The organism is Pseudoxanthomonas sp. LjRoot127 (assembly GCF_964253495.1).
Classification (GTDB): Bacteria; Pseudomonadota; Gammaproteobacteria; order Xanthomonadales; family Xanthomonadaceae; genus Pseudoxanthomonas_A.
Genome location: NZ_CAXUQR020000001.1, coordinates 2,144,149 through 2,166,313 on the forward strand (window position 1 = coordinate 2,144,149; position 22,165 = coordinate 2,166,313).

Annotated in this window: 15 protein-coding genes; 5 read left to right on the top strand and 10 right to left on the bottom strand. The window is 66.7% G+C overall.

What is annotated here, in order from left to right; translation table 11 throughout:
• Positions 1 to 100 precede the first annotated feature (100 nt).
• The 8 genes from kduI to ACSQ19_RS09950 form a co-directional block, all read right to left on the bottom strand.
• On the bottom strand, positions 101 to 949 hold the full coding sequence (gene kduI, locus ACSQ19_RS09915; protein ID WP_435996666.1) for a 5-dehydro-4-deoxy-D-glucuronate isomerase: 849 nt from the start codon (positions 947 to 949) through the stop codon (positions 101 to 103).
• Positions 950 to 1,078: 129 nt separating this feature from the next.
• A complete protein-coding gene (locus tag ACSQ19_RS09920; RefSeq protein ID WP_435996668.1) occupies positions 1,079 to 2,134 on the bottom strand; it encodes a LacI family DNA-binding transcriptional regulator in 1,056 nt (351 codons plus the stop codon).
• A gap of 50 nt (positions 2,135 to 2,184) precedes the next feature.
• Positions 2,185 to 3,717, bottom strand: a complete 1,533-nt coding sequence (locus tag ACSQ19_RS09925) for a family 43 glycosylhydrolase (protein WP_436000935.1) — start codon at positions 3,715 to 3,717, stop codon at positions 2,185 to 2,187.
• A 68-nt stretch (positions 3,718 to 3,785) separates the two neighbouring features.
• Positions 3,786 to 4,922 (bottom strand): pectate lyase, encoded by a 1,137-nt coding sequence (pelA, locus tag ACSQ19_RS09930; RefSeq protein WP_435996670.1) that lies wholly within the window; start codon positions 4,920 to 4,922, stop codon positions 3,786 to 3,788.
• Positions 4,919 to 6,202 (bottom strand): TRAP transporter large permease, encoded by a 1,284-nt coding sequence (locus tag ACSQ19_RS09935; RefSeq protein WP_435996672.1) that lies wholly within the window; start codon positions 6,200 to 6,202, stop codon positions 4,919 to 4,921. The genes pelA and ACSQ19_RS09935 overlap by 4 nt, the downstream gene beginning before the upstream one ends.
• Positions 6,203 to 6,205: 3 nt before the next feature.
• A complete protein-coding gene (locus ACSQ19_RS09940) occupies positions 6,206 to 6,724 on the bottom strand; it encodes a TRAP transporter small permease (RefSeq protein WP_296279344.1) in 519 nt (172 codons plus the stop codon).
• Positions 6,725 to 6,733: 9 nt separating this feature from the next.
• On the bottom strand, positions 6,734 to 7,729 hold the full coding sequence (locus ACSQ19_RS09945; protein ID WP_435996675.1) for a TRAP transporter substrate-binding protein: 996 nt from the start codon (positions 7,727 to 7,729) through the stop codon (positions 6,734 to 6,736).
• The gene (locus ACSQ19_RS09950; RefSeq protein WP_435996677.1) at positions 7,726 to 8,583 is read right to left on the bottom strand and encodes a 2-keto-4-pentenoate hydratase; all 858 of its coding nucleotides are present in this window, start codon (positions 8,581 to 8,583) and stop codon (positions 7,726 to 7,728) included. The genes ACSQ19_RS09945 and ACSQ19_RS09950 overlap by 4 nt, the downstream gene beginning before the upstream one ends.
• A 152-nt stretch (positions 8,584 to 8,735) precedes the next feature.
• Here ACSQ19_RS09950 and ACSQ19_RS09955 point away from each other — a divergent pair, with 152 nt between their 5' ends.
• The gene (locus ACSQ19_RS09955; RefSeq protein ID WP_435996679.1) at positions 8,736 to 10,085 is read left to right on the top strand and encodes a pectate lyase family protein; all 1,350 of its coding nucleotides are present in this window, start codon (positions 8,736 to 8,738) and stop codon (positions 10,083 to 10,085) included.
• Between the two features lie 224 nt (positions 10,086 to 10,309).
• Here ACSQ19_RS09955 and ACSQ19_RS09960 read toward each other — a convergent pair whose 3' ends face one another.
• Positions 10,310 to 13,228 carry a TonB-dependent receptor gene (locus ACSQ19_RS09960; protein ID WP_435996681.1) on the bottom strand — a complete coding sequence of 973 codons (2,919 nt, stop codon included), beginning with the start codon at positions 13,226 to 13,228 and terminating at the stop codon, positions 10,310 to 10,312.
• A gap of 306 nt (positions 13,229 to 13,534) precedes the next feature.
• Positions 13,535 to 16,312, bottom strand: coding sequence for a TonB-dependent receptor (locus ACSQ19_RS09965; RefSeq protein ID WP_435996682.1), 2,778 nt, complete (start codon positions 16,310 to 16,312; stop codon positions 13,535 to 13,537).
• Between the two features lie 239 nt (positions 16,313 to 16,551).
• Here ACSQ19_RS09965 and ACSQ19_RS09970 point away from each other — a divergent pair, with 239 nt between their 5' ends.
• From ACSQ19_RS09970 to ACSQ19_RS09985, 4 genes are all read left to right on the top strand, one after another.
• Positions 16,552 to 17,568, top strand: a complete 1,017-nt coding sequence (locus ACSQ19_RS09970) for a sugar kinase (RefSeq protein ID WP_435996683.1) — start codon at positions 16,552 to 16,554, stop codon at positions 17,566 to 17,568.
• Between the two features lie 133 nt (positions 17,569 to 17,701).
• Complete coding sequence (locus ACSQ19_RS09975) at positions 17,702 to 18,550, top strand: HpcH/HpaI aldolase/citrate lyase family protein (protein WP_435996684.1); 849 nt, start codon at positions 17,702 to 17,704, stop codon at positions 18,548 to 18,550.
• Positions 18,547 to 20,994 carry a sodium:solute symporter gene (locus ACSQ19_RS09980; protein WP_435996685.1) on the top strand — a complete coding sequence of 816 codons (2,448 nt, stop codon included), beginning with the start codon at positions 18,547 to 18,549 and terminating at the stop codon, positions 20,992 to 20,994. Before ACSQ19_RS09975 ends, ACSQ19_RS09980 begins: the two co-directional genes overlap by 4 nt.
• A 71-nt stretch (positions 20,995 to 21,065) precedes the next feature.
• Complete coding sequence (locus ACSQ19_RS09985) at positions 21,066 to 21,941, top strand: LysR family transcriptional regulator (RefSeq protein ID WP_296279356.1); 876 nt, start codon at positions 21,066 to 21,068, stop codon at positions 21,939 to 21,941.
• Positions 21,942 to 22,165 lie beyond the last annotated feature (224 nt).

Here is a 22,165-nt window from a genome sequence, read left to right on the forward strand (position 1 = left end):
GTGGTGCACTTCTGGTAGAGCGGAGCTTGCTCCGCTGCGCTTGATGCATCGGCTTCGGATGGTGGTTCAGCCGAGCAAGCTCGGCTCTACGGCACGCCCGTCACTTCAGCTGGCAGATGTCCAGCACGTGCATGTCGGTGTAGTCCAGGTTCTCGCCGCCCATCGCCCAGATGAAGGCGTAGTTGCTGGTGCCCGACCCCATGTGGATCGACCACGGCGGCGACACGACGGCCTCGTCGTTCTGCACGACGATGTGGCGCTGCGCGTCCGGTTCGCCCATGAAGTGGTAGACGCGGTCGTTGTCGGCCAGGTCGAAGTAGAAATAGACCTCGCTGCGGCGGTCGTGCAGGTGCGGCGGCATGGTGTTCCACACGCTGCCGGTCTTCAGCACGGTCAGGCCCAGCAGCAGCTGCGACGACTGGCAGGTCGCCGGCACGATGAACTGGTAGATCGTGCGCTCGTTGCTCGTCTCCAGCGCTCCGCGCTCGAGCGCGACGGCATCCTTGATCGAGAGCTGCTTGGTCTCGAAGCGCGCGTGCGCCGGCGTCGAGGTCAGGTAGAACTTGGCGGGGTGCGATGCGTCATCGGATTCGAATGCCACGTCGGTGCTGCCCATGGCCACGTACAGGCCATCCTTCGGGCCCAGCGCGTAGGTGGTGCCGTCGACGGTGACCTTGCCGGCGCCCCCACCAACGTTGATGACGCCCAGCTCGCGGCGCTCAAGGAACGGCTTGCCGGCCGCCGACGCGGGCTCGGTCTGACGCGGCAGGTCGACCTTCTGCGACACCGGTGCAGCGCCACCGATCACGAAGCGCTCGTTGTGCGAGTAGTTCAGCTGCACCGTGTCGGCGACGAACAGGTTGCCGATCAGGTAGCGGTCGCGCAGCTGGTCGTTGCTCGCGCCGTCCATCATGTCCGGGTGGGTGGCGTGGTAGGTCTTGCAGAACATGGGCGGAACTCCGTGGATGCGGACGCGTGTGGAACAGGGCGTCGGGTAGGTCGTGGGCCGATTCTACGGGCTTTGGTAACCGGTGTCATTTTGCGGTGCGGCAGGGGTGTCGCAGCCGCACCGGGCGGATTATTCGGGGGGCTGGGACGAGTCCCGGATGATCAGGTGCGGGCGGATGCTGGCGGCGGCGAGCACGGGCGTGCCTTCCGGCTGGATCAGCATGGCAGCCGCGGTGCGGCCGGTATCGCGGGTGTTGCGGCGCACCGACGTCAGCGAGGGCCACAGGCGCGAGGCCAGCGGGCTGTCGTCGAAGCCGACCACCGACAGCTGGCGCGGGATGCTGATGCCGGCGCGCATGGCGACCTTGTACACGCCGGCCGCCATTTCGTCGTTGCCCGTGAAGATGGCGGTGGGCCGGTTCTTGCCGGACAGCAGCTTTTCGGCCGCGACAACGCCGGATTCGAATGTATAGCCCGCTTCGATGATGCGCGACTTCGGCAGATCCAGGCCGCGCTTCGCGAGCGCCTGCACGAAGCCATCGGTGCGTTCGATCGAGGAGCGATAGGCACTGGGGCCGGTGATCAGCGCGATGTCGGTATGGCCCAGCGACAACAGGTACTCGGCCGCTTCGGCCGCGCCGTCGCGGTCATGGGTGACCACCATGCGCGAGGGCTCGTCCATCGAAACCGACGCAATGCGCGAGTAACGGCAGCCGATCTCCGCCAGCATGTCGGCCAGCGCCTGGTCTTCGGACGCGCGCGGCACCAGCATCACGCCGTGCAGCTTCTGCTGCTGCACGAAACGGCGCACGCCGTCGATGTAGCCGGGGCTGCGGCTGTCGCAGGGATGCACGACGAGCTCGAAGCCCGAATCGCGCAAGGCGTCCAGCGCGCCGTACTGCATGTTCACGATGTACTGCGCCGTCGGATTGTCGTAGACCATGCCGATCAGGAACGAGCGCCGGAACGCCAGCCCGCGTGCCATCGGATCCGGCGAGTAGCCCACCTCGCGCATCAGCGCTTCGACCTTTTCGCGCGTGTCCTTACGCACCAGCGGCGAGTGGTTGATGATCCGCGACACGGTTTTCTTGGAGACGCCGGACAGACGCGCGATGTCGTTGATGGTGGCGGCCTTGCCACCGGTGGGCAGGCTGGCAGGGCTTTCGGGCTTCTTGCGCGCGGGCATGGGGCGATGCGGGTCCGGTCGTCGGTCGAGGGGATTCTAGCGGCTGGGGGTCAGTCCAGCGCGCGATAGCGGAAATTACGGAAATGCACCTTGCCCTGGCCAGCGGCGTACAGCGACGGCTTCAGGGCGAGGAAGCCCCCGGCCACGTTGTGGTGGTAGCCGGAGACCTCCATCTGCACGGGGTACTTGGTCCAAGTCTTGCCGTTCGTGCTGGTATGGAGGGTGAGGACATGGCGGTTGTGGGTGACCCGTAGCCAGAGCTTGCCGCCCTTGGTGCTCGGGGCCAGCTTGCCGGGGCGCTCAAGCCCGTAACGGTGCATCACGAACTGTTCCCCGTTGCTGCCCACGCCGGCATACAGGCGGTCGTTGTAGAACAACACCGCGCCACCCTGCGCGCCGGGCTCGACGTCCATCTCGACCTCGAACTGGTAGGCCAGGTCGCCCGCGATGATGCCCAGCGGCGAGCTGTCGCGCGGCGCGGTGCCCTTGCCCTGCAGCGCCATCACGCCATCGCCGAAAGTGAGTCGACGCGACTCGTCCGGCGCCGGGTCGTAGAAGGCCCACTGCGGGCCGAGCTTGCCGCTGCGGAAGTCGTCCGACAGCGCCATCCCGTGCGGCGACAGCGCTTGGCCCGCGGGTTTACGCAGCGGCTGGCTCAAGTCGCCGCCCTTGGCGACGAACCAGCCGTCCTCCGTCCACTCGATCGGATCGAGCAGTGCCTGCCTGCCCAGCGTCCAGAAGTCGTGTTCGTAACCGTGGTAGATCATCCACCACTGGCCTGCGGCATCCTCGACCAGCGTCGCATGGCCGCGCGACCACCAGTACTGGTCGCGCGAGGTCGTGCGCACCACGGGGTTGTTGGGTGCGTTCACCCACGGACCATGGATCGAACGCGAACGCGCGACGATCACCATGTGGCCGGTGGGCGGGCCGGCCGTTCCGCCGACCGCCGTGACCATGTAGTACCAGCCGTTGCGGAAGGTGATCTTCGGGCCTTCCTGCGCATAGCCTTCGACATCCCAGGATTCGGGATACCGCCAACCGTCGTAGACATGCTTCACCGCGCCGACGGTGCTCAGACCGTCGTCGGCCAACTGCACATAGTCGCCGCCGCTGAGGAACAGGTAGCGCTTGCCGTCTTCGCCCACCGCGTGGCCGGGGTCGATATGCCCGGGCAGGCCGATGTCGATCGGTTCGCTCCACGGCCCGCGGATGTCGTCGGCCCACACGACGAAGTTGCTGCGCCGGGGCGATTCCGTTCCGCCCACGCGCGCGGGAAAGTAGATGTAGTAGCGGCCCTGGTGCTTGACCAGGTCCGGCGCCCAGATCGAGCCGACGTTCTTCGTGATCGCATGGCCGATCGGCTGCCAGTTGATCAGGTCGCGCGAATGCCACACCGGCAAACCCGGATACGCCGTGAACGACGACAGCGTGAGGTAGTAGTCGTCGCCATCCTTGAGCACCGACGGATCGGGTCGATCGCCCGCCAGCACCGGATTGAGGAACGTGCCATCGCCGAGGTCGGCCTGGCGCTGATGCTCGATACCGCGCTTCCAGGCGGGAGGTGTGGTGTCCGCGGCCATTGCCTCGAAGGCGAAACAAAAGGACAGCGCGACGGCGATGAGCCTGATCAACGGCATGCGGAGCTTCCTCAGGGCGTCGCCGGGTGCGACGCCTTCCATTGCGGGTATTCCTTCGACAGCAGCCGCTTCGGCCAGCTGCCGTACCACTCGTAACCGGTGCGACGCTCGCGTGGGATGTCCTCGTAGCGCGCGACGCGTTGGCTGTCACGTGTCGCGAGGACGGCGCTGTTGTCCTTCACGTCGTAGAAGCGCGCCCACAGGCCGGAAGCCGTCGGATCGGCCACCAGCCGGCGGTCCTTCGTACTGCTGTGGTACTGGAACTGCTCGGCGGGCGCCTCGAATGTCTCGATGCGCAACCCCGTGATTTCCACCCGGCGCAGCCACGCGACCGCGCCGTCGACCGCCTTCACCACGTCGGGCGACGGGTCGGGAATCGACATCAGGTAGCGCACCACGCCGACGGTTTCCTGCCCGGTGATCGAAGGCAGTTCGAACTTGCGTCCCTGCGCGGGCGCCAGCGTCTGCGCGTCGTACTGGCCCGCCCAGCCCGCAAGCGCGTCGCCCTGCCTGATCTGCAGCCGGAGCAGGCAGGCGTCGCCCGCGTCGACGGCGGACTGGACGCGGGCGCGCAGCGCGGCATCGACGAAGGCGTAGCGGCGCGTGTCCGACACCACCTTGCGTAGCGTGCCGAGCACACCGGCGGTGACGTCGTCGGCGATGGTGATGTGGGGGTGGTAGGACTGCGTGGCCGGCACCGTGTGCGGCCAGCCCCCGCACGAGGGGATCTGTTGCGCCAGGGTGAACTGCAAGCCCTTCAGGCTGCCGTCGCGATAGCGTACGTCGCCGGTGATCGCATACGCCGTGGCCAGGTAGTCGAGCTGGGTGTAGATGTTGCGATTGTCGAAGCTACCGCCGGACTTGCGCGCCTCTGCATCGAAACGCGCTTTCTCGGCATCGTCCAGGATCCTCGCCGGATCCTGGTTTTCGATCCAGCCGCCGTCCACGCGCTGGTAGCGCAGGATGTTGTCGGCGATCTTCGCAACGTCCTCCGGCAGATAGCGCGGGTACGCATCGCCATGCACGTTGCGCCAGTGGTGGATGGCGTCCTCGAAGCCGGCGAGCGAAGGCGCGTCATCCGACGGCGCGGCCATCGCGGACGAGGATGCGATCAGCAACGCGATGGCTAGGGCACGCACCGCGATCATCCCTTCAACGCCCGCGGCAACCACAGCGAGAGGTCGGGGAACAGCGCCACCACCAGCAGCACCGCCAAGCCGGCCAGCCAGAACGGCCAGATCGTGCGCATGCTCTGCGCGATGGTGATCTTGCCGATGGCCGTACCGATGAACAGCACGGATCCCACCGGCGGCGTCACCAGGCCGATGCCGCCCGTCAGTACCAGCACCAGTCCGAAGTGGATCGGATCAATGCCGTACGCGCGTGCGACGGGCAGGAAGATGGGGGTGCAGATGAGGATCATGGGAGCCAGGTCCATGAACGTGCCCAGCACCAGCAGCACCAGCACGATAAGCAGCAGCACGGTGTACTTGCTGTGTGCGATCGACTGCAGCGCATCGACCGCAGCGGCCGGGACCTGCAGATAGGCGAGCAGCCAGCCGAAGACGGCGGCCGTCGCGATCACGAACAGGATCACGCCGGTGGTGCGCGCCGCATGCGTCACCGTGGCGAAGAATTCCTTCACCGACAGTTGCCGGTACAGGACGCTGGTGACCAGCAGTGCGTAGACGACCGCGATCGCGGCGCTCTCCACCGCTGTGAAAATGCCGGCGCGGATGCCGAAAAAGATCAGTCCCACCAGGCCGAGACCGGGCAGCGCGGCCACCAGCCGCAGCATCACTGCGCGCATGCCGGGGAAGGGCTCGGTGCCATAGCCGCGCCTGCAGGCGACCGCCCAGCCGGTGAACATCAGCACGACCGTCATCAGCAATGCCGGCACGATGCCCGCGGCGAACAGGTCGGCGATCGACAGGCCACCGCCCGCGGCCGCCGAGAACAGGATGAGGTTGTGCGACGGCGGCACCAGCAGCGCCACCAAGGCAGCGGTGATGCTGACGTTGACGGCGAAATCGCGGTCATAGCCCCGCTTGACCATCTGCGGAATCATCGTGCCGCCGACGGCCGATACGTCGGCAATCGCCGAGCCGGATACGCCGCCGAAGAACAGCGACGACAGGATGCTGACCTGGCCGAGGCCACCACGCAAACGTCCCACCAGTGAGGCGGCCAGGCTGATGAGGCGCTCGGAAATGCCGCCGCGAAGCATGATCTCGCCCGCGAAGATGAAAAGCGGAATGGCGATCAGCGATGCGGAGCCCGTGCCCGACGAGATCTGCTGCACCAGCACGATGCTGGGCAGGTCGAGATAGAGCAGCGTCGCCAGCGAAGCCGCAGCCAGCGCATACGCGACCGGCACGCCGATCAGCAGCAGGATCGCGAAGAGGGAAAACAGCAGGGTGATCGCCATCGGTCAGCGGGCCTCGTCGGTCAGCGGCGCACGCAGCACCAGGAACAGGCGGTACAGGGCGAACACCACCATCAACGTCCCGCCGACCGACAGCGGCAGGTAGCCGATGCTCTGCGGCATCGGCGCGCCGGCGATGCGGATGTCCAGGCCGTCGAACAGCAGCACCGCGCCCCAGTACGCCATCACGCCACCAATGGCCGCGATCACCAGGGGCGAGATGGCATGCAGCACCTTCTTCAGGCGCGGACCGACCGCATCGGCCAACAGGAAGAAACCGAAATGTCGCTGGGTGTGCACGCCAGCTGCGGCTCCCAGGCTCATGGCGGTGGTCAGCAGCAGCACGGTGACCGGTTCGGTCCAGCTGGGCGAATCGTTGATGACGTAACGCGCGATGACCTGCCAGCCTTGCACGACCACCAGCCCCAGCAGGGCGGCGACGGCGATGGCGATCGCGGCATCGGACAGCAGGTCCATGCCGCGCTGTACCGGGGTGGCGGGAAGGAGCGTGGTTTCTTCTGACATGGTCGATCCTCAGGCCAGGTCGCGGATGCGGCGGTAGAGCGTGTCGATCGCCGGATCGCTGCGGTATTCGGAGAGCAGGGGCTGCGATGCCCGTGCGAAAGCGGACAGGTCCGCGTCGTTGCGCTCGACCCCGGCCGCGAAGACGGCGCCGCGCGCTTCCGCTTCCGATGCGTCCCAAAGCGTGCGCATCACGCCGACGGACTGGCGCGCGGTGTCGATCAGGAGGTCGCGGTCGCGCCGCTGGAGGCTGTCCAGCGTCCGCTGCGAGACCAGCAGCACGTCGGGCGCGTACGAGTGGTTGGTCTGCGACCAGTAGCGCGCGGCTTCGAAATGCCGGCTGGAGTGGAAGCTGCGGATGTTGTTTTCCGCGCCGTCGATCATGTGCGTCTCCAGCCCCGAGAACACTTCGCCCAGCGACAGCGGAGTGGGATTGGCGCCGAACAGGCGCAGCATGCGGATGAAGATGTCGGACACCGGCACGCGGATCTTCAGGCCATGCAGGTCGGCCGGCGCGCGGATGGCATGCTTGGTGTTGTAGAAGCACCGCGCGCCCGAATCGTAGATCGCCAGGCCAACCAGGCCGCGCCGTGCGAAACCGTCCAGCACCGCCTGGCCCACGCCCTCGTCCATCGCCCGCCGCATGTGCGGGACCGAATCGAAGACGTACGGCAGGCAGAGCGCCTGGGTCAACGGGAAGGCATTGTTCAGCGCGCCGGCATACACGCGCGTCATGTCGATGGCGCCGAACCGCGCCATGTCGATGGCTTCGGATTCGCGGCCCAGCTGGCCTGAGTGGTACTGGCGCAGGGTCACCCGGCCACCGGTCTCCCTCGCGAGGGTCTCGCCGATCCAGCGCACGGCCTGGACGGTGGGATAGTCCTTCACGTGCACGTCGGTAGCGGTGAGCACGCGCCGTCCCTCGTCGGCGAATGCCCGGCCGCCTGCCATCGGCAGCGCGGCCGCCACGCCCAGGCCGGCGCCCAGGAAACGACGACGGTTCATCATGCGCGCCAGTCTCCCTCGTCCTTCGCGGTCGCAGCCGTGGCCACGCCGTCGATGCTGCCATGACCGTCGAACGCGATGCACGCCCGCTGGCCCGGCAGGATGTCGTGGATGCCGGTGGCGTTGCCGGTGGCGATCAGGTCGCCGGCTTTCAGCGGGCGGCCGCGGCGCGCCGAACGCGAGAGCGCGAACGCGAAGGCGGCACGCAGCCCGCCGGGCAGCGTGGTCGCGCCTCCCTGTCCGACCTGCCGGCCGTCGATCGAGGTGGTGCACGCCAGCGAGGCATCGCTGCGATGGGCCCAGTCCGGGATCTCGACGCCCATCACCAGGCCATTGTTGTTGCCGAAGTCGGACACGACGACACGCGGACCCAGCTGATTGATCGTCGCCAGCGGACTGCTGGCGACTTCCATGCCGGTGAACAGCGTCGATGGCACGGCGGCGGTCTCTTCAGGCGTCCAGTCGAGCTTGCCGGCTGGCGCATCCGCGTCCAGTCGCAGCACGTATTCGGCTTCCACCGCGCCGAAGCCGCCCTCGAACACTTCGAAGACCGATTGACTACCGGTGGTCATCTGCAGCTGCTTTGCGAAGATCGGCCCCAGCAGGCGCTCGTCGCCGGACGCATCGCGGCGCTCGGGCGCGATGAATCCGACCTTCCATCCGACCACCCGGTCCGGCCATTGCGCGATCGCCAGATCCTGGACGCGGTAGGCGGTAACGAGGTCGTCGGGGATATCGCCGGGAAAGCCCGGCAAAGCCCTGCCCTGGCGGCGCGCGCCGACGAAACTGTCCGCGATGGCGGCCAGTGCGGGCACCGCGGCGCGCGCGTCGGCGAGGGCATTCTGGTCGTTGCTCAAGTGGGTTCTCCCCGCTGCGTTTTGTTGCACTGCCGAGTGACAGTGCAGGTTGATGGCCTGTATATGGTAAACCGGTGTCATTGACAATGTGCACTGCCGCAAAAACCCATCCCGATGCCACGATGCGTCGATCCACTCCTGGGAGGGAGCCAATGCTTCATATCCGTTTCCCCGCGCGGGCCCGCGGACTGACCTGCGGTCTGGTCGCGATGCTGATGCTGCTGGCCGCGCCACCGCTGCTGGCGGCCGACGCCACGAGCGTCGCCTTTCCCGGCGCACAGGGCGCGGCGGCACACACGCCGGGAGGGCGCGGTGGCAGGATCGTCCGTGTCACCACGCTGGCCGCGGACGGCCCCGGCTCGTTCAAGGAAGCGGTGACCGGGAAGGGTCCGCGCATCGTGGTGTTCGAGGTCGGCGGCGTGATCGATCTCGGCATGAAGGAACTGCGCATCGACGAGCCGTTCCTGACCATTGCCGGCCAGACCGCGCCGCACCCCGGCGTGACCCTCATCAAGGGTGGCCTGACCATCGCCGCCCATGACGTGGTGATCCGCCATCTGCGTATCCGGCCGGGCGACGGCGGCAAGCCGAAGCGTTCCGGCGACATCGACGCCATCACCACGGTGCGTGGGGCGCACGACGTGATCGTTGACCATTGTTCGCTGACCTGGGCGACGGACGAGAACCTCAGCGCTTCCAGCACCCGCTTCCATGGCGAGAACGAGGCGGAGTGGATGGCCAACGCGTCGCGCCGCATCACCTACAGCAACAACATCATCGGTGAGGGACTCGCACACGCCACCCATCCGAAGGGCGAGCACTCGAAGGGGTCGCTGATCCACGACCACGTGAACGACGTGCTGATCGTGGGCAACCTGTACGCGCACAACTACGAACGCAGCCCGCTGTTCAAGGGCGGTGCGCGCGGCCAGGTGATCAACAACCTCATCTACAACCCGGGCCAGCGAGCGATCCACTACAACCTGATCGCCGAAGAATGGCTGGGTCATCCGTACTCGAAGGGCGAGATGGTGGTGCGCGGCAACGTCATGCGCGCCGGCAGGTCGACCGAACCGCTGGCCTTCCTGATGATCGGCGGTTCCGGCGACCTCGACCTGTATGCGCAGGACAACCTCATCGTCGACCGCGTGGGCAACACGAGCATTCAGGAGACCGGCAGCTATACCACCGCGCCGGTCAAGCTCAACCGCCTGAAGAGCGCACCGGCGCTGCCGTTCGGCGTCGCGCTGCTGCCATCCGCCAAGGTGCAGGATGCGGTGATCGAAACGGTGGGCGCCACGCCCTGGAACCGCGACCTGATCGACCGTCGCATCGTGGCCGATGTCATCGAGGGGCGCGGCGAGATCATCGACAGCCAGGAGCAGGTGGGCGGCTATCCCCAGTACAAGGAAGCGCGCAAGCCCTTCGTCGAGAGCGAATGGAATCTCGACACGATGGAGCCGGTGTCCGGCCGTTATCCACGCGGAGAGCCGCTGCGCTGAGGCGAACGCTGCCGGCGCAGGCCGGCAACGTTCGGACAGGCCCGCCCATCGGCGGGCCTTCTGCTTTCCGGCTGGCATGCATGGCGGGCGTGAGGTCAAGAGAGGATCGTCGGCGGATGCGCGGCCGCGGCACTGGTGCGCTCGCGCGTTCCCGCATGAGCGAGCCCGTGGCGGGGCCGTTGGACCGTGCGGCGGACGTCCTGCGGGACGCCCGCCGGCGGGACTCAGAAGTTGAACCGTGCGCCCACGTAGTACTGCCGGCCCGTGTGGTGGTAGACCGAGGCGCGATCGCCCACGGAATCCACGTACTGGTCGTTGAACTCGTCCGTCAGGTTGAGCCCTTCGAAGGTGAGCGTGAACTGCTTGTTCCACTTGTACGACATCGACACGTCCACGCTGCGCGCGCTGCGCTTGCCTTCCACGTCGTTGTTGTTCTGGCCCGGCACGCGCTGCAGGTAGTCGTCCCGGAACGAGGTCGACACGCGGGCACTGAACGTGTCGTTGTCGTAGTACAGCGTCGCGTTGTACGAATCGGTCGACAGGTTGACCAGGTCGTTGGCGATGTAGGTCACCGGGAACGATCCGGGCACCGCGTAGTCGATGTCCGATTCGACGTGCGTATAGTTGAGTAGCACGCCGAAGTGACGGAAGCCGCCCGGCAGGAAGGTGAACGGCTGCTGGTAGTTCAGTTCGAAGCCTTTCAACGGACCGCCAGGCGTGTTGATCGGCGTGCGCACGTCGAACTGGACGTCCCAGAACGTAGAGGGCACCCATTCCAGCGGCAGGCCGGTATCGCGATAGGCGATGTTCTCACGCAGCTCCTGGATGTAGGTCTCGATGTCCTTGTAGAACAGCGCCAGCGAAAGCACCGAGTCCTCGGCGAAGTACCATTCCGCGCTGAAGTCGTAGGTCTTGGCGCGGAACGGGTCCAGATACGGATTGCCCACGCGGATGTTCGGCGTGCCGGTCGTGGTGACGCCGGCGCCGGGCGACAGGTTGCCCAGTTGCGGACGCGCCATCACCTTGGCGGCACCGAAACGCAGCACGAGCTCGTCGGTGACGTCCCAGGCGACGTTGAACGAGGGCAGCCAGTCCTTGTAGTCGTTGCTGACGGTGACCGGACTGCCGCCGCCGACCGACGTATAGCCGCTGGCATCGATATCCGTGGTGGCATAGCGAAGACCGACGTTGCCGCGCAGCGGACGCCCGGCAAGATCGGTGTTGAAGTCCAGTTGCAGGTAGCTGCCCCAGTCCTCCTCGCCGATGCTGCGGTTGTTCCCGCGCGCGTTGCCGTTGGTGATGCTGCTGAGGGTGAAGTCGCCGCCGGGCAGGCCGGTGTTGCAGTTGCAGTAGATGTCGAACAGGCTGGCGATCGCGCCGAGATCCGGAATGAGCCACGCACTCGGCCCGCGGCCGTCGAGTCCGCGGCCGAAGCCGGTGACCAGGGTGGACAGGTCCGCCAGGGTGGTGCCGGCCGGCAGTGCGGGCACCGACGTCTCGCTCGCGCGGCGGAACTCCCAGGTGTCCATCTGGAATTTCTTGTACGACACGCCGCCCCGCAGCGTGAAGGTCTCGTTGATCGCGAAATCCAGATCCAGCTTGCCGGTGTCGAAGGTGTTGTCGACCCCCTGCGGCCGGATGCGGATTTCCGAGCCGGTGGTATTGGCGGCGGGGCTGCTGATCCAGCGCCAGGCCGACGGGCTGGTCACGTCCAGGCTGCCGTACGTGATCACCGGCAGGCGGCTGTTGCCCCGGTAGTCCCAGCTGTAGCCATCGAGGTTCTGGATGTCGAAGGTCACCGTGGTCTGCACGGGATTCCGGAACTCGGACGTCGAGGTGCCGACCATCGCATTCAGCGTCAGCCGGTCGGTGACGTCCTGTTCCAGGCTCAGGCTGTACTGGCTGAATTCGGTGGAGAGCTCATCGAACCGCGACTCCGACCGGACGTCGACATTGTCGAACACGCCATAGACCAGGTTGCCGCGATCATCGACCTCGGCCTGCAGCACGTGCGTTTCGTACTTGCCGCCCTGCGAGTTCGAGCGACTGAAGGAGATCGTTTCCAGGAAATCCTCCTGGCGCGTGGCATCCAGCTTCGAGTACAGCGCGTCGAAGCTCAGCAGGGTACGGTCGCTGGGCTTGAACTGCAGCGCGGCCGTGACGCCGAGACGTTCCTGCTCGTGCGTCAGCCGACCATACCGGGGCAGGCGCGGATGGAAGGTGGTGGTCGCGGACGCCAGGCGGTAGGCATCGTTGTTGGCCTGCGTATTGGCCGGGCGTGGATTGCCGGTGGAGCAATTCAGGGCCGTGGTACCGCGCCCGCTGTTGTTGGTGTTGTTCTGCGGAGCGTAGCCGACCGGGCTGCAGAAGCCGTTGGACGAGGCACCGTTGTCCCAGCGCACCGCGCTGTAGCCTTCCTCCAGCAGGTTGCGCTCGCTGTACGCGGCGGAGAGCAGCGCGCCGAACCTGCCGTCGGCCCACGTGTTGCTGATCAGCGCGGAGAAGCGCGGGTCCCACTGTTTCGACAGGTCGTTGTAGCCCATCTGGGTGGTCACGGTACTGGTGAAACCGTCGTAGTCGAACGGACGCGCGCCGCGCAGGTCGACGGTGGCGCCGAGCGAGCCTTCGTCCACCTGCGCCGACTGCGTCTTGCGTACCGTCAGCTTGCTGAAGAGCTCCGATGCGAACACATTGAAGTCGAAGCCGCGGCCGCGGTTGGCGCCACCCGAGCTGTCGGTGCCGCCGGTGGTCGCCAGCGCCTCCAGTCCGTTGATGCGCACGCGGGTGAAATCCTGGCCCAGGCCGCGCACGGTGATCGAGCGGCCTTCACCGGCGTCGCGGTCGATCGCCACGCCGGGAATGCGCTGCAGCGCTTCGGCGAGGTTGAGATCCGGGAACTTGCCGATGTCTTCGGCGACCACGGCGTCGATCTGTTCGGCGCTGTAGCGCTTTTCCTCCAGCGCCTTCTCCAGGCTGGCGCGGAACGTGCCCACCACCTCGATGCGGTCGAGTTCGGTAGGGGCAGGCGTTGTGGTGACCGACGTGTCCTGCGACTGCGCGAAGGCAGGCGTGTGCAGGGCGACGGCGATCGAGAACGCGAGTGCGGTAACCGGTGTCTTCCGGCGATTCTGATAGTGGTTCATGACATCCCCCTCCCAAGGGCGGCCCGTGGCGTATCGATAGGTCGCCGGGCTGCGGCGACGTGGAATTCCCCAATCATTCCAGTGCGGCGCATGCAGAATGACACCGCTGGTCAAGGACGCTATCAGAGAGTGCGCCGCAACAACAAGTAGTTGATTCGAATGGGAAAATGTCCCGAGACAATGGTGTTGTCAACGGGCGGCCCCCTCATCGGAAGCGCCCGGTCACAGACACAAAAAAAGCCCGGCCGGGAGAGGCGGCCGGGCTTCAGGTGCGCCCCGTGGGGGAGGTGCGGGACCGTCAATGCATCAGAACTTGTATCGCAGGCCCAGCAGGTACTGGCGGCCGGTTTCGCTGTAGTCCAGCGGGAGCTGGCCACCCGAGTTCGCCACCCACGACTCCTGCGGTTCGTCGGTCAGGTTGATGCCTTCCAGGCTCAGTTCCAGCTTGTCGTTGATCTTCCAGCGCACGGACGCGTCGACCGTGGTGGTGCCGGTCTGCCCGTGCACGTCGAAGCCGGCTTCGGTGGCCGGGACCTGCAGCAGGAAGTCGTCGCGATTCGTCGCCGAGACACGACCGGAGAAGCGTTCGCCTTCGTAGTAGAGCGTCGCGTTCCACGCGTGCTTGGACAGGCCGGTCAGATCGGTCTTGAACGAGTTGGCACCGGTCGACGTCAGGTACTGGATCTGCGAATCGACGTAGGTGTAGTTCAACTGCACGCCGAGATTGCCGAACTTGCCCGGCAGGAAAGTGAAGGGCTGTGTGTAGTTGGCTTCGAAACCGGTCAGTTCGCCGCCCGGGGTGTTGAGCGGAACACTGAAGACGAAGTCGTCGTTGACACCGGCGCCGGTGCCGTCCAACAGGCTGGCGGGCAGGCCGCTCGACGAGTACGGCTGCACGACGCGCGTGGTCTGGATGAAGCTCTCGATGTCCTTGTAGAACAACCCCAGGCCCAGCATCGCGCCTTCGTTGAAATACCACTCGAAACCGAGATCGACCGTCTTGGCGCGGATGGGATCCAGGTTCGGATTGCCGCCGCTGACGGTGCGCGCACCGCCGCTGACGTTGACGGTCACGCCCGGCGTCAGGCTGCCCAGGCCGGGACGCGTCATCACCTTGGCGGCGCCCAGCCGGATCAGGAAGTCAGGCGTGATCTCGGCCACCAGGTTCATCGACGGCAGGGTGTCGCTGTACTCGCGAGAGACCGTCGTGGCGACCGGCGTGCCGCTGGCCGTCGCGATGCCCGTGGAAGACTGCTTGGTACGCACGTAACGCACGCCGACGTTGCCGGACACCGGAATCGCGCCAAGATCGGCGGAGAATTCGCCCATCAGGTAGACACCACGATCTTTCTCCTCGACGCTGCGCGTGTTCACCGCGCGCTCGTTGAGGGTGAACGGACCGGTATTGCTGTAGATGTCGTAGAAGTCGGCGATGCCCTGGTAGTCGGGGATCACCCACGTGCCCGGCAATCCGCTCACGCCGCTCAGGCTGGCCTGTTCGGTCAGGTCGGCCGGCACGATGCGGGTGCCGTCGGTGAACATCGGCACGCCGGTCAGTGCTTCCGTCGAACGACGCAGTTCGCGCGTGGAGAAGCTGTAGTCCTTGGCCTGCACGCCGCCCTTCAGGCGGAAGCCCGCGCTGATGTTCCAGTTGAAATCCAGCTGGGCGACGTCGAAATCGTTCTCGACGTACTGCGGACGGATGCGGATCTCGGCCAGGGTCCAGCCGTTGGGGTCGGTCGGGCTGATGCCGTAGTCGATCACCGGCTTGTACGGATTGCCACGATAGTCGTAGCTGTAATTGTCGACGTTCAACTTGTCCATGATGATGGTCGTCTGGATCGGATTCTCGTGTTCCGATTTCGACGTGCCCAGCTTCCCGGAGATCTTGAAGTTGTCCGTGAACTCGTGCTCGCCTTCCAGTCCCAGCTGCGTGAAGACCGTGTTCCACTCGTCGTGGCGGCTCTCGGAGCGGATGTCCACGTCGTCGAACAGGCCGTAGACCAGTGCGCCGTTCTCGATCGCGCCTTCGCGCACGATGGTCTGCGGCTTGCCGCCCTGCGAGGCGCCGCGGCTGAACGAGATGGCTTCGATGTATTTCTCGTCGCGCACCGCATCGATCTTCGAATACAGCGCATCGAAGGCGAACTGGGTGCGGTCGGTCGGCTTGAACTGCAGCGATGCCGTCACGCCGGTGCGCTTCTGGTCGTGCTCCATCAGCGTGTAGCGGGGAAAGCGCGGATGGTAGGTGTTGGCGGCAAGGGCCGGCGTGTAGGGCGAGGCGGGATTGAAGCCGTTGTTGCTGGTGCCGCCGGCCCAGCGTCCGCTGCCGCTGCCCTCTTCCAGTGCCTGCCGCTCGGAGTAGGCGACCGACAGCAGTGCGCCGAACTTGCCGTCGGCCCAGGTATTGGCGATCAGGCCCGCCAGGCGCGGGTCGGTCGTGCTGCCCATGTCGGCATAGCTGGCCTGGCCGCTGGCGACCAGCGTGAACCCGTCGTAGTCGAACGGGCGCGCGGTGCGCAGGTCGACGGTGGCGCCGAGCGAGCCTTCTTCCACATCCGCCTGTGCGGTCTTGCGCACGATCAGCTGCGAAAACAGGTCGGAGGCGAACACGTTGAAGTCGAAACCGCGTCCGCGGTTGGAGCCGCCGTTCTGGTCGGTGGAACCGACCGTGGTCAATGCCTCCATGCCGTTGATGCGCACGCGGGTGAAGTCGGGGCCCAGGCCGCGCACCGAGATGTTGCGGCCCTCGCCGGCATCGCGGGTGATGACCACGCCGGGGATGCGCTGCAGCGATTCGGCCAGGTTGAGATCCGGGAACTTGCCGATGTCCTCGGCGACGATCGCATCGACCACGCCGGCTTCGCCGCGCTTGATGTCGAGGGCTTTCTCGACGCTGGCGCGATACCCGGTGACGCTGACGGTGTCGAGGGTGTCGACGCTCTCGGCAGGCGCGGACTGACCGGAGTCGGCCGATTGCGCGGTCTCCTGGGCATGCGCCGCCGCACTCATCTGCAACGCCAGGCCGATCGAGACGGCAAGCAAGGTAACCGGTGTCTTCCGGTTCTGGTGACTAACTGGCATGTTCTCCCCTCCTCAAGGGACCATGGCCGCGTGGAGCGACTGTTTTGATGGCAAAAACTGCGGTTTATTCCCTTACGAATCCTGCCAGCTGGTAAAATGACACCGCTGGTCAAAAACAACGCTAACAGAGTGTGCGCTGCAACAACAACTGCCGTCTCCGCGCGTTTTTCCTTGTCCCGTGGACAAGTCGCGGATGACAGGCGAGGCTGGTGCGCCACCATCACGGGAGGAGTGGGGTCATGGGCAAGATCGTCTGTTTCGGGGAGCTGTTGCTGCGACTGGGCGCGCCTGGCCGCCAGGCATTGCTGCAGTCGCCGGTGCTCGACGTGCACATCGGTGGCGCGGAGGCGAACGTCGCGGTCTCGCTTGCGCGCTTCGGCCACGACGCGCGCATGGTCGGTCTGGTCGCGGATAACGCACTGGGTGAGGCCGCGCTGGGCGAGCTGCGCCGGCACCGCGTCGACACGCGCGCCGTGCAGCAGGTCGCAGGACGCATGGGCCTGTATTTCCTGACGACGGGTGCGATCCAGCGACCGAGCGAAGTGCTCTACGACCGCGCCGATTCGGCCTTCGCGCGCGCAGGTGGCGGCACGCACGACTGGCCTGCGCTGCTGTCGGGTGCGGACTGGCTGCATGTCTCCGGCGTCACGCCTGCGCTTGGCCAGCAGGCGGCGGACGGCGTCCGCGTGGCGGTCGACGCCGCGCGCGCCGCGGGTGTGAACGTGTCGTTCGACGGCAACTTCCGGCCCAAGCTCTGGGACGCGTGGGGGGGCGATGCACCGACGATCCTGCGCGGCCTGATGTCCGGGGCCGACATCCTGTTCGCCAGTCATCGCGACCTGGAGGTCGTCCTCGGCCTAGACTTCCCGCAGGCGACGCCGCAGGAACGCTTCGCGGCCGGAGCCGCTGCGGCCTTCAAGGCGTTCCCGCACCTCCGGCAGATGGCGGCGACGATCCGCGTGCAACGCAGCGTGGACCATCACGCGCTGTCCGGCATCACGGCCCTGCGCGACGGCAGCCTGCTGACGACGCCGTCCTACGAAGTGACTCCCATCGTGGATCGCATCGGCACCGGCGATGCGTTCGCGGCCGGCGTCCTGCACGGCGGCCTTGCCGGCATGGCGCCCGCCGACGCATTGCACTTCGGTGTGGCGGCGGCATGCCTGAAGCACTCGCTGCCGGGCGACTTCAATCTCGTCGCCGCGAACGACGTACAGGCATTCCTCGGCGAGAACAGCCTGGACGTCAAACGCTGATCACGTTCGGCCGCAAGGGAATGTTGCGTTGCCGCATTCCCGGACGCAGCAAAAACTATCGTTTGAAGATGCTGGCGCGGGCTTTGCTGGTGGCGCGATTCCAGCAGACTGCGCGCCATGATGAGCGCCGTCCATGCGTAGCAAACTGTTCGTGCCCGGCAGTCGCCCGATGCTGTTCGCCAAGGCGTTGGCCGGCGACGCAGACCTCCTGTCCTTCGACCTCGAGGATGCCGTCGCGGGCGAAGACAAGGCGGCGGCGCGCACGCAGGTCGCTGCCTTCCTGCAGCCGGCACCGCACCGTGCCGCGCGCAAGCAGGTGGTCGTACGGGTGAACGCCTGGAGTTCGTCGGCGTGGGCGGACGACCTGCGCGCGATCCTGCCGCTGGACATCGACCTGCTCAACCTGCCGAAGATCGAGTCGGTGGAACAGCTCCGTCAGGCGATCAGTGAAGTCGAGTCGGTCGAAGCGCGCCTCGGCGTCCGCAGGGCCGTCGGGCTGCTGGTGAACATCGAAACCCCCCGCGCGCTGCGCCATGCGGTCAAGATCGCGCAGGCCCATCCGCGCGTCCGCGGCCTGCAACTTGGGCTTGGCGATCTGTTCGAGCCCCACGGCATCCGCCGCAGCGACCTGCGCAACGTGCACGCCGCGCAGTACGCCCTGCGCATGGCCGCGGCGGAAGCGGGAGCGTTCGCTTACGACGCCGCGTTCCCTGGCCTGGAAGACGAAGCCGGCTTCCGCGCCGAAGCCGACGCGGCGCGCGCACTCGGGTTCGCGGGCAAGAGTTGCGTGCATCCGCGCCAGGTGGCGTGGGCCAACGCGGCGTTCGCGCCGTCCGTCGAGGAAGTCGACGCGGCGCGTCGCACGGTTGCCGCCGCAGAGGGGAGTGCGGGTGTCTACGCGGTGGACGGCCGCATGGTGGATGCCCCGTTCCTCGCGCGCGCGCGCGCCGTCCTCGCCGCTGCCGGACGGGAGCGCGCATGACGGTCGTTTCGCGGGTCCGCGGCCGCTTCGGTCGGGTGTCGCTGCACAGGTATCTGGCGATGGTGGGCATTGCCGTGCTGGTCGCATGCGGCGTGTTGCCGGGCCATGCGCGCGGCGAAAGCCTCACGCGTCTTTCGGAGGGGTCGCTTCCTGTACCGCCCGCGAGTGCGCGTGCCCTGCACAGCGCCGGTGACGACCTGCTGGCCTTCGGCGACACCGCTGCGTGGCGGTGGGAGAAGACCGGAGCACGCTGGCAGGCGATCGGACTGAAGGGGCCGGCCCCCGTCGATCATTGGCGGAATGCGGCGCCGGGGCGTCTCTACCTGCTGCAATCGGATATCAACGGCTCGCGGATCGCCGGGATCGCAACAGCGACCCTCGTGCGCGGACAGCTGTCCGTGCAGCCATTGCCGGCGTTTCCGCAACCCCTCGAGCAGGTCCAGCTTGCGGCGGATTCCGCGAATGTCTACGCGGCCGGTCGCGACGACGCGGGCACGGCGCGCGTATGGCGGCGCGCGGTCGATGCCTCGGCCGCCACCGCGTGGCAGGCGCTGCCTGCGCTTCCGTCGGGCGCGCCCCTCAACTCGCTTGTCGCGCAACGCGGCGAACTGATCGCCACCACGCGCGGCGCAGGCGAGGATGCCCAGTGGCGCTGGTCGTCCGAAAACGGCTGGCAATCATTGCCGCCCGTTCCCGGTGCGCTTGCCGGCGAAGGCACGGCGCGCGCGCTCGGACAGGCCCACGTGCTGTATCTGCTCAAGCCATTCGCCGGTTCCACCGCCTCGCGGCTCGCGACCTTCCATACTATCACCCGCGCCTGGACCGACATTCCCGGGTCCACGGCCGCGCTCTCGCCCCGTGTCACGGCCTGGGGCGACGGACTGGTCGGCTGGGACGCCGGCGCCAGCGCGCTGCGGACGACCTCGATCACCGGCGGCACCTACCTGCTCAAGTGGCTGGACTGGCTGGTCATCGTCGTGTATCTCGCAGCGATGGTCGGCATCGGCCTGTACTTCTACCTGCGGGAGAAACGCGCATCCACGGCGGATTTCTTCGTCGGCGGCCGCAGCATCCCGTTCTGGGCGGCCGGCGTCAGCCTGTACGCCACCAACACCAGTTCCATCAGTTTCATCGCGATTCCGGCGAAGGCGTTCGAAACGAACTGGCAGTACCTGACCAACAACCTGATCGCGGTCGTCGGCCTGATGTTCGTCGCCATCTGGATCGTGCCGCTGCTGCGCCGCCTCGACCTGATGTCGGTGTTCTCCTACTTGGAGAAGCGTTTCCATCCCGCCATCCGGATGCTCGCCAGCGCCCTGTGCATCGCGATGCAGATCGGCAGCCGCATGAGCGTGATCCTGTTCCTGCCCGCGCTCGCGATCGCCACGATCACCGGCCTGGACGTGGTGTGGAGCATCCTCATCATGGGCGTGTTCACCATCATTTACACCACGCTGGGCGGCATGAAGGCGGTCATCTGGACCGACTTCGTGCAGGTGTTCGTGATGTTCGGCGGCGCGATCTTCGCCATCGGATTCATCATCTACCACCTCAACGGCGGCGTGCCCGAGTTCCTCCAGGTGGCGATGGCGGAGAACAAGACGCAGCTGTTCGATTTCAGTTTCGACCTCACCAAGGCGACCGTCTGGGGCTTCATCTTCCTGGTGGTGTTCGACGTGGTGCTGACGTTCCCGAAAGACCAGGTGCTGATGCAGCGCGTGCTGTCCACGAAGTCCGACAAGGAGGCGGGGCGTTCGATATGGACGTTCGCCGCCATCATGATTCCCGGCGGCTTCTTCTTCTATGCGATCGGCACGGCGCTGTACGTGTACTACCAGTCCCATCCCGAGCGCATGAATCCGCTGCTGCCCATCGACGCGACATTCCCGCTGTTCATCGCGGCAGAACTGCCGATGGGCGTCACCGGCCTGATCATCGCCGGCATCTTCGCCGCCGCCATGTCCACGCTGTCCAGCATCATCAACAGCGTCTCGACGCTGGCCTCCGTGGATTTCTACGAGAAGCTGGCGAAGAACCCGACCCCGAAGAAGAGCGTGCTGTTCGCGGAGATCATGGGCGTGCTGGTGGGCCTGGTGGGCATCGGCATCGCGCTGGTGCTCTCGCGCTACGACATCCACTCCCTGTTCGACGTCTCGATCGAACTGGCAGGTCTGCTGGGGGGCGGCTTCGCCGGGGCGTACACGCTGGGGATGTTCACGCGGCGCGCCAACGCACAGGGCGTTGCCATCGGCATCGCCGGGGCCATCGTGCTGACCCTGCTTATCTGGTCGATGGATCTCGTGCATCCGTACTTCTACCTGGGCATCTCGATCCTGCTGTGCATCGTCATCGGCTACGCGGCCAGCTGGCTGTTCCCGCCACCGGCGCAATCGCTGCAGGGCCTGACGATCCACCGGCAGGATGCCGTGAACACGGCCGGCTGAGCGCATGGGCCATAGGTCCCATCGTCGGCGCGCCACGCCTCGTGTAGCCTGACGGCAGCAGGGGGAGGCGCGTGGATACCCAGTTCCTGAACACGTTCGTGGTGGTGGCCGACCGCGGTTCGATGGCGGCCGCGGCGCGCGTGCTGAACATCACCCCCGCCGCGGTGGCGCAGCAGATCCGCACGCTCGAGCGGGAACTGGGCGCGCCTTTGATCGCGCGCGCGGGGCGCACCGTCAGCCTGACCGAAGAGGGCGCGCGCATCCTGCAGCGGGCACGCGACCTGCTCCGCGACGTATCGGACATGCGCAGTGTGGCCAACGACAGCGACGTGTCGGGCGAACTGCGCCTGGGCGCGTGCCCGACCGCGCTGGCCGGCATGCTGCCCGACATCCTGGCGCGCATGGTCGATGCATTCCCGCAGATCAACGTCTACATCCGGCCGGCGTACTCGGCCGAGCTCTATCGCGCGGTGGAGGCGGGCGAACTGGACGCGGCGCTGGTGCTGCAGGCGCCGTACAGCCTGCCCAAGACCTGCGACTGGCAGCTGCTGCGCGAAGAGCCGCTGGTGATGATCGCGCCGGCGCGGATGGCGGGACGCGACCCGCACGACCTGCTGCGCAGCGAACCGCTGATCCGCTACGACCGCAACCAGTGGGGCGGGCGCGTGGCGGACGAATACCTGCATGCCGCCGGGATCGTGCCGCGCGAGCGGTTCGAACTGAACGGGCTCAACGCCATTGCGGTGATGGTGGACCGCGGCCTGGGTGTGTCGCTGGTACCCGACTGGGCACGTCCTTGGCCGGAGGGGCTGGACCTGGTGCGCATTCCGCTGCCGCTGCCCAGCGAGCCACGCCGGATCGGCATGGTGTGGTCGCGCTCCTCGGTGCGCATCCGCCTGGTCACCGTACTGCTGCAGGAGAGTCGTGCCGCCACCGGCCATGCCTGAGCCGCGATGTTGCAGTGCACGCTACAAAAACTAGCCTGTGAACATATCGGCGGACGATTCTTCCGTGACCGGTGTCGCCTTACGCTGCCGCCATCGTCGGGTTCACGCGTCTGGGAGGAACGCGGGGCACGCCGGCCGCCAACGCGGTCTTCGCATACACATCTCTAGTCCGGAACGTGCCGCCCGCTGCGCGACCGTGCCGTCCACCGAAGCATTCCGAGAGC

Bases quoted from the DNA above. Each gene is read 5' to 3' on its own strand.
- pelA (WP_435996670.1), bottom strand. From the start codon at position 4,922: ATGATCGCGGTGCGTGCCCTAGCCATCGCGTTGCTGATCGCATCCTCG.
- ACSQ19_RS09945 (WP_435996675.1), bottom strand. From the start codon at position 7,729: ATGATGAACCGTCGTCGTTTCCTGGGCGCCGGCCTGGGCGTGGCGGCC.
- ACSQ19_RS09965 (WP_435996682.1), bottom strand. From the start codon at position 16,312: ATGCCAGTTAGTCACCAGAACCGGAAGACACCGGTTACCTTGCTTGCC.
- ACSQ19_RS09970 (WP_435996683.1), top strand. From the start codon at position 16,552: ATGGGCAAGATCGTCTGTTTCGGGGAGCTGTTGCTGCGACTGGGCGCG.
- ACSQ19_RS09960 (WP_435996681.1), bottom strand. From the start codon at position 13,228: ATGAACCACTATCAGAATCGCCGGAAGACACCGGTTACCGCACTCGCG.
- ACSQ19_RS09920 (WP_435996668.1), bottom strand. From the start codon at position 2,134: ATGCCCGCGCGCAAGAAGCCCGAAAGCCCTGCCAGCCTGCCCACCGGT.
- kduI (WP_435996666.1), bottom strand. From the start codon at position 949: ATGTTCTGCAAGACCTACCACGCCACCCACCCGGACATGATGGACGGC.
- ACSQ19_RS09925 (WP_436000935.1), bottom strand. From the start codon at position 3,717: ATGGCCGCGGACACCACACCTCCCGCCTGGAAGCGCGGTATCGAGCAT.
- ACSQ19_RS09975 (WP_435996684.1), top strand. From the start codon at position 17,702: ATGCGTAGCAAACTGTTCGTGCCCGGCAGTCGCCCGATGCTGTTCGCC.
- ACSQ19_RS09940 (WP_296279344.1), bottom strand. From the start codon at position 6,724: ATGTCAGAAGAAACCACGCTCCTTCCCGCCACCCCGGTACAGCGCGGC.
- ACSQ19_RS09955 (WP_435996679.1), top strand. From the start codon at position 8,736: ATGCTTCATATCCGTTTCCCCGCGCGGGCCCGCGGACTGACCTGCGGT.
- ACSQ19_RS09980 (WP_435996685.1), top strand. From the start codon at position 18,547: ATGACGGTCGTTTCGCGGGTCCGCGGCCGCTTCGGTCGGGTGTCGCTG.
- ACSQ19_RS09935 (WP_435996672.1), bottom strand. From the start codon at position 6,202: ATGGCGATCACCCTGCTGTTTTCCCTCTTCGCGATCCTGCTGCTGATC.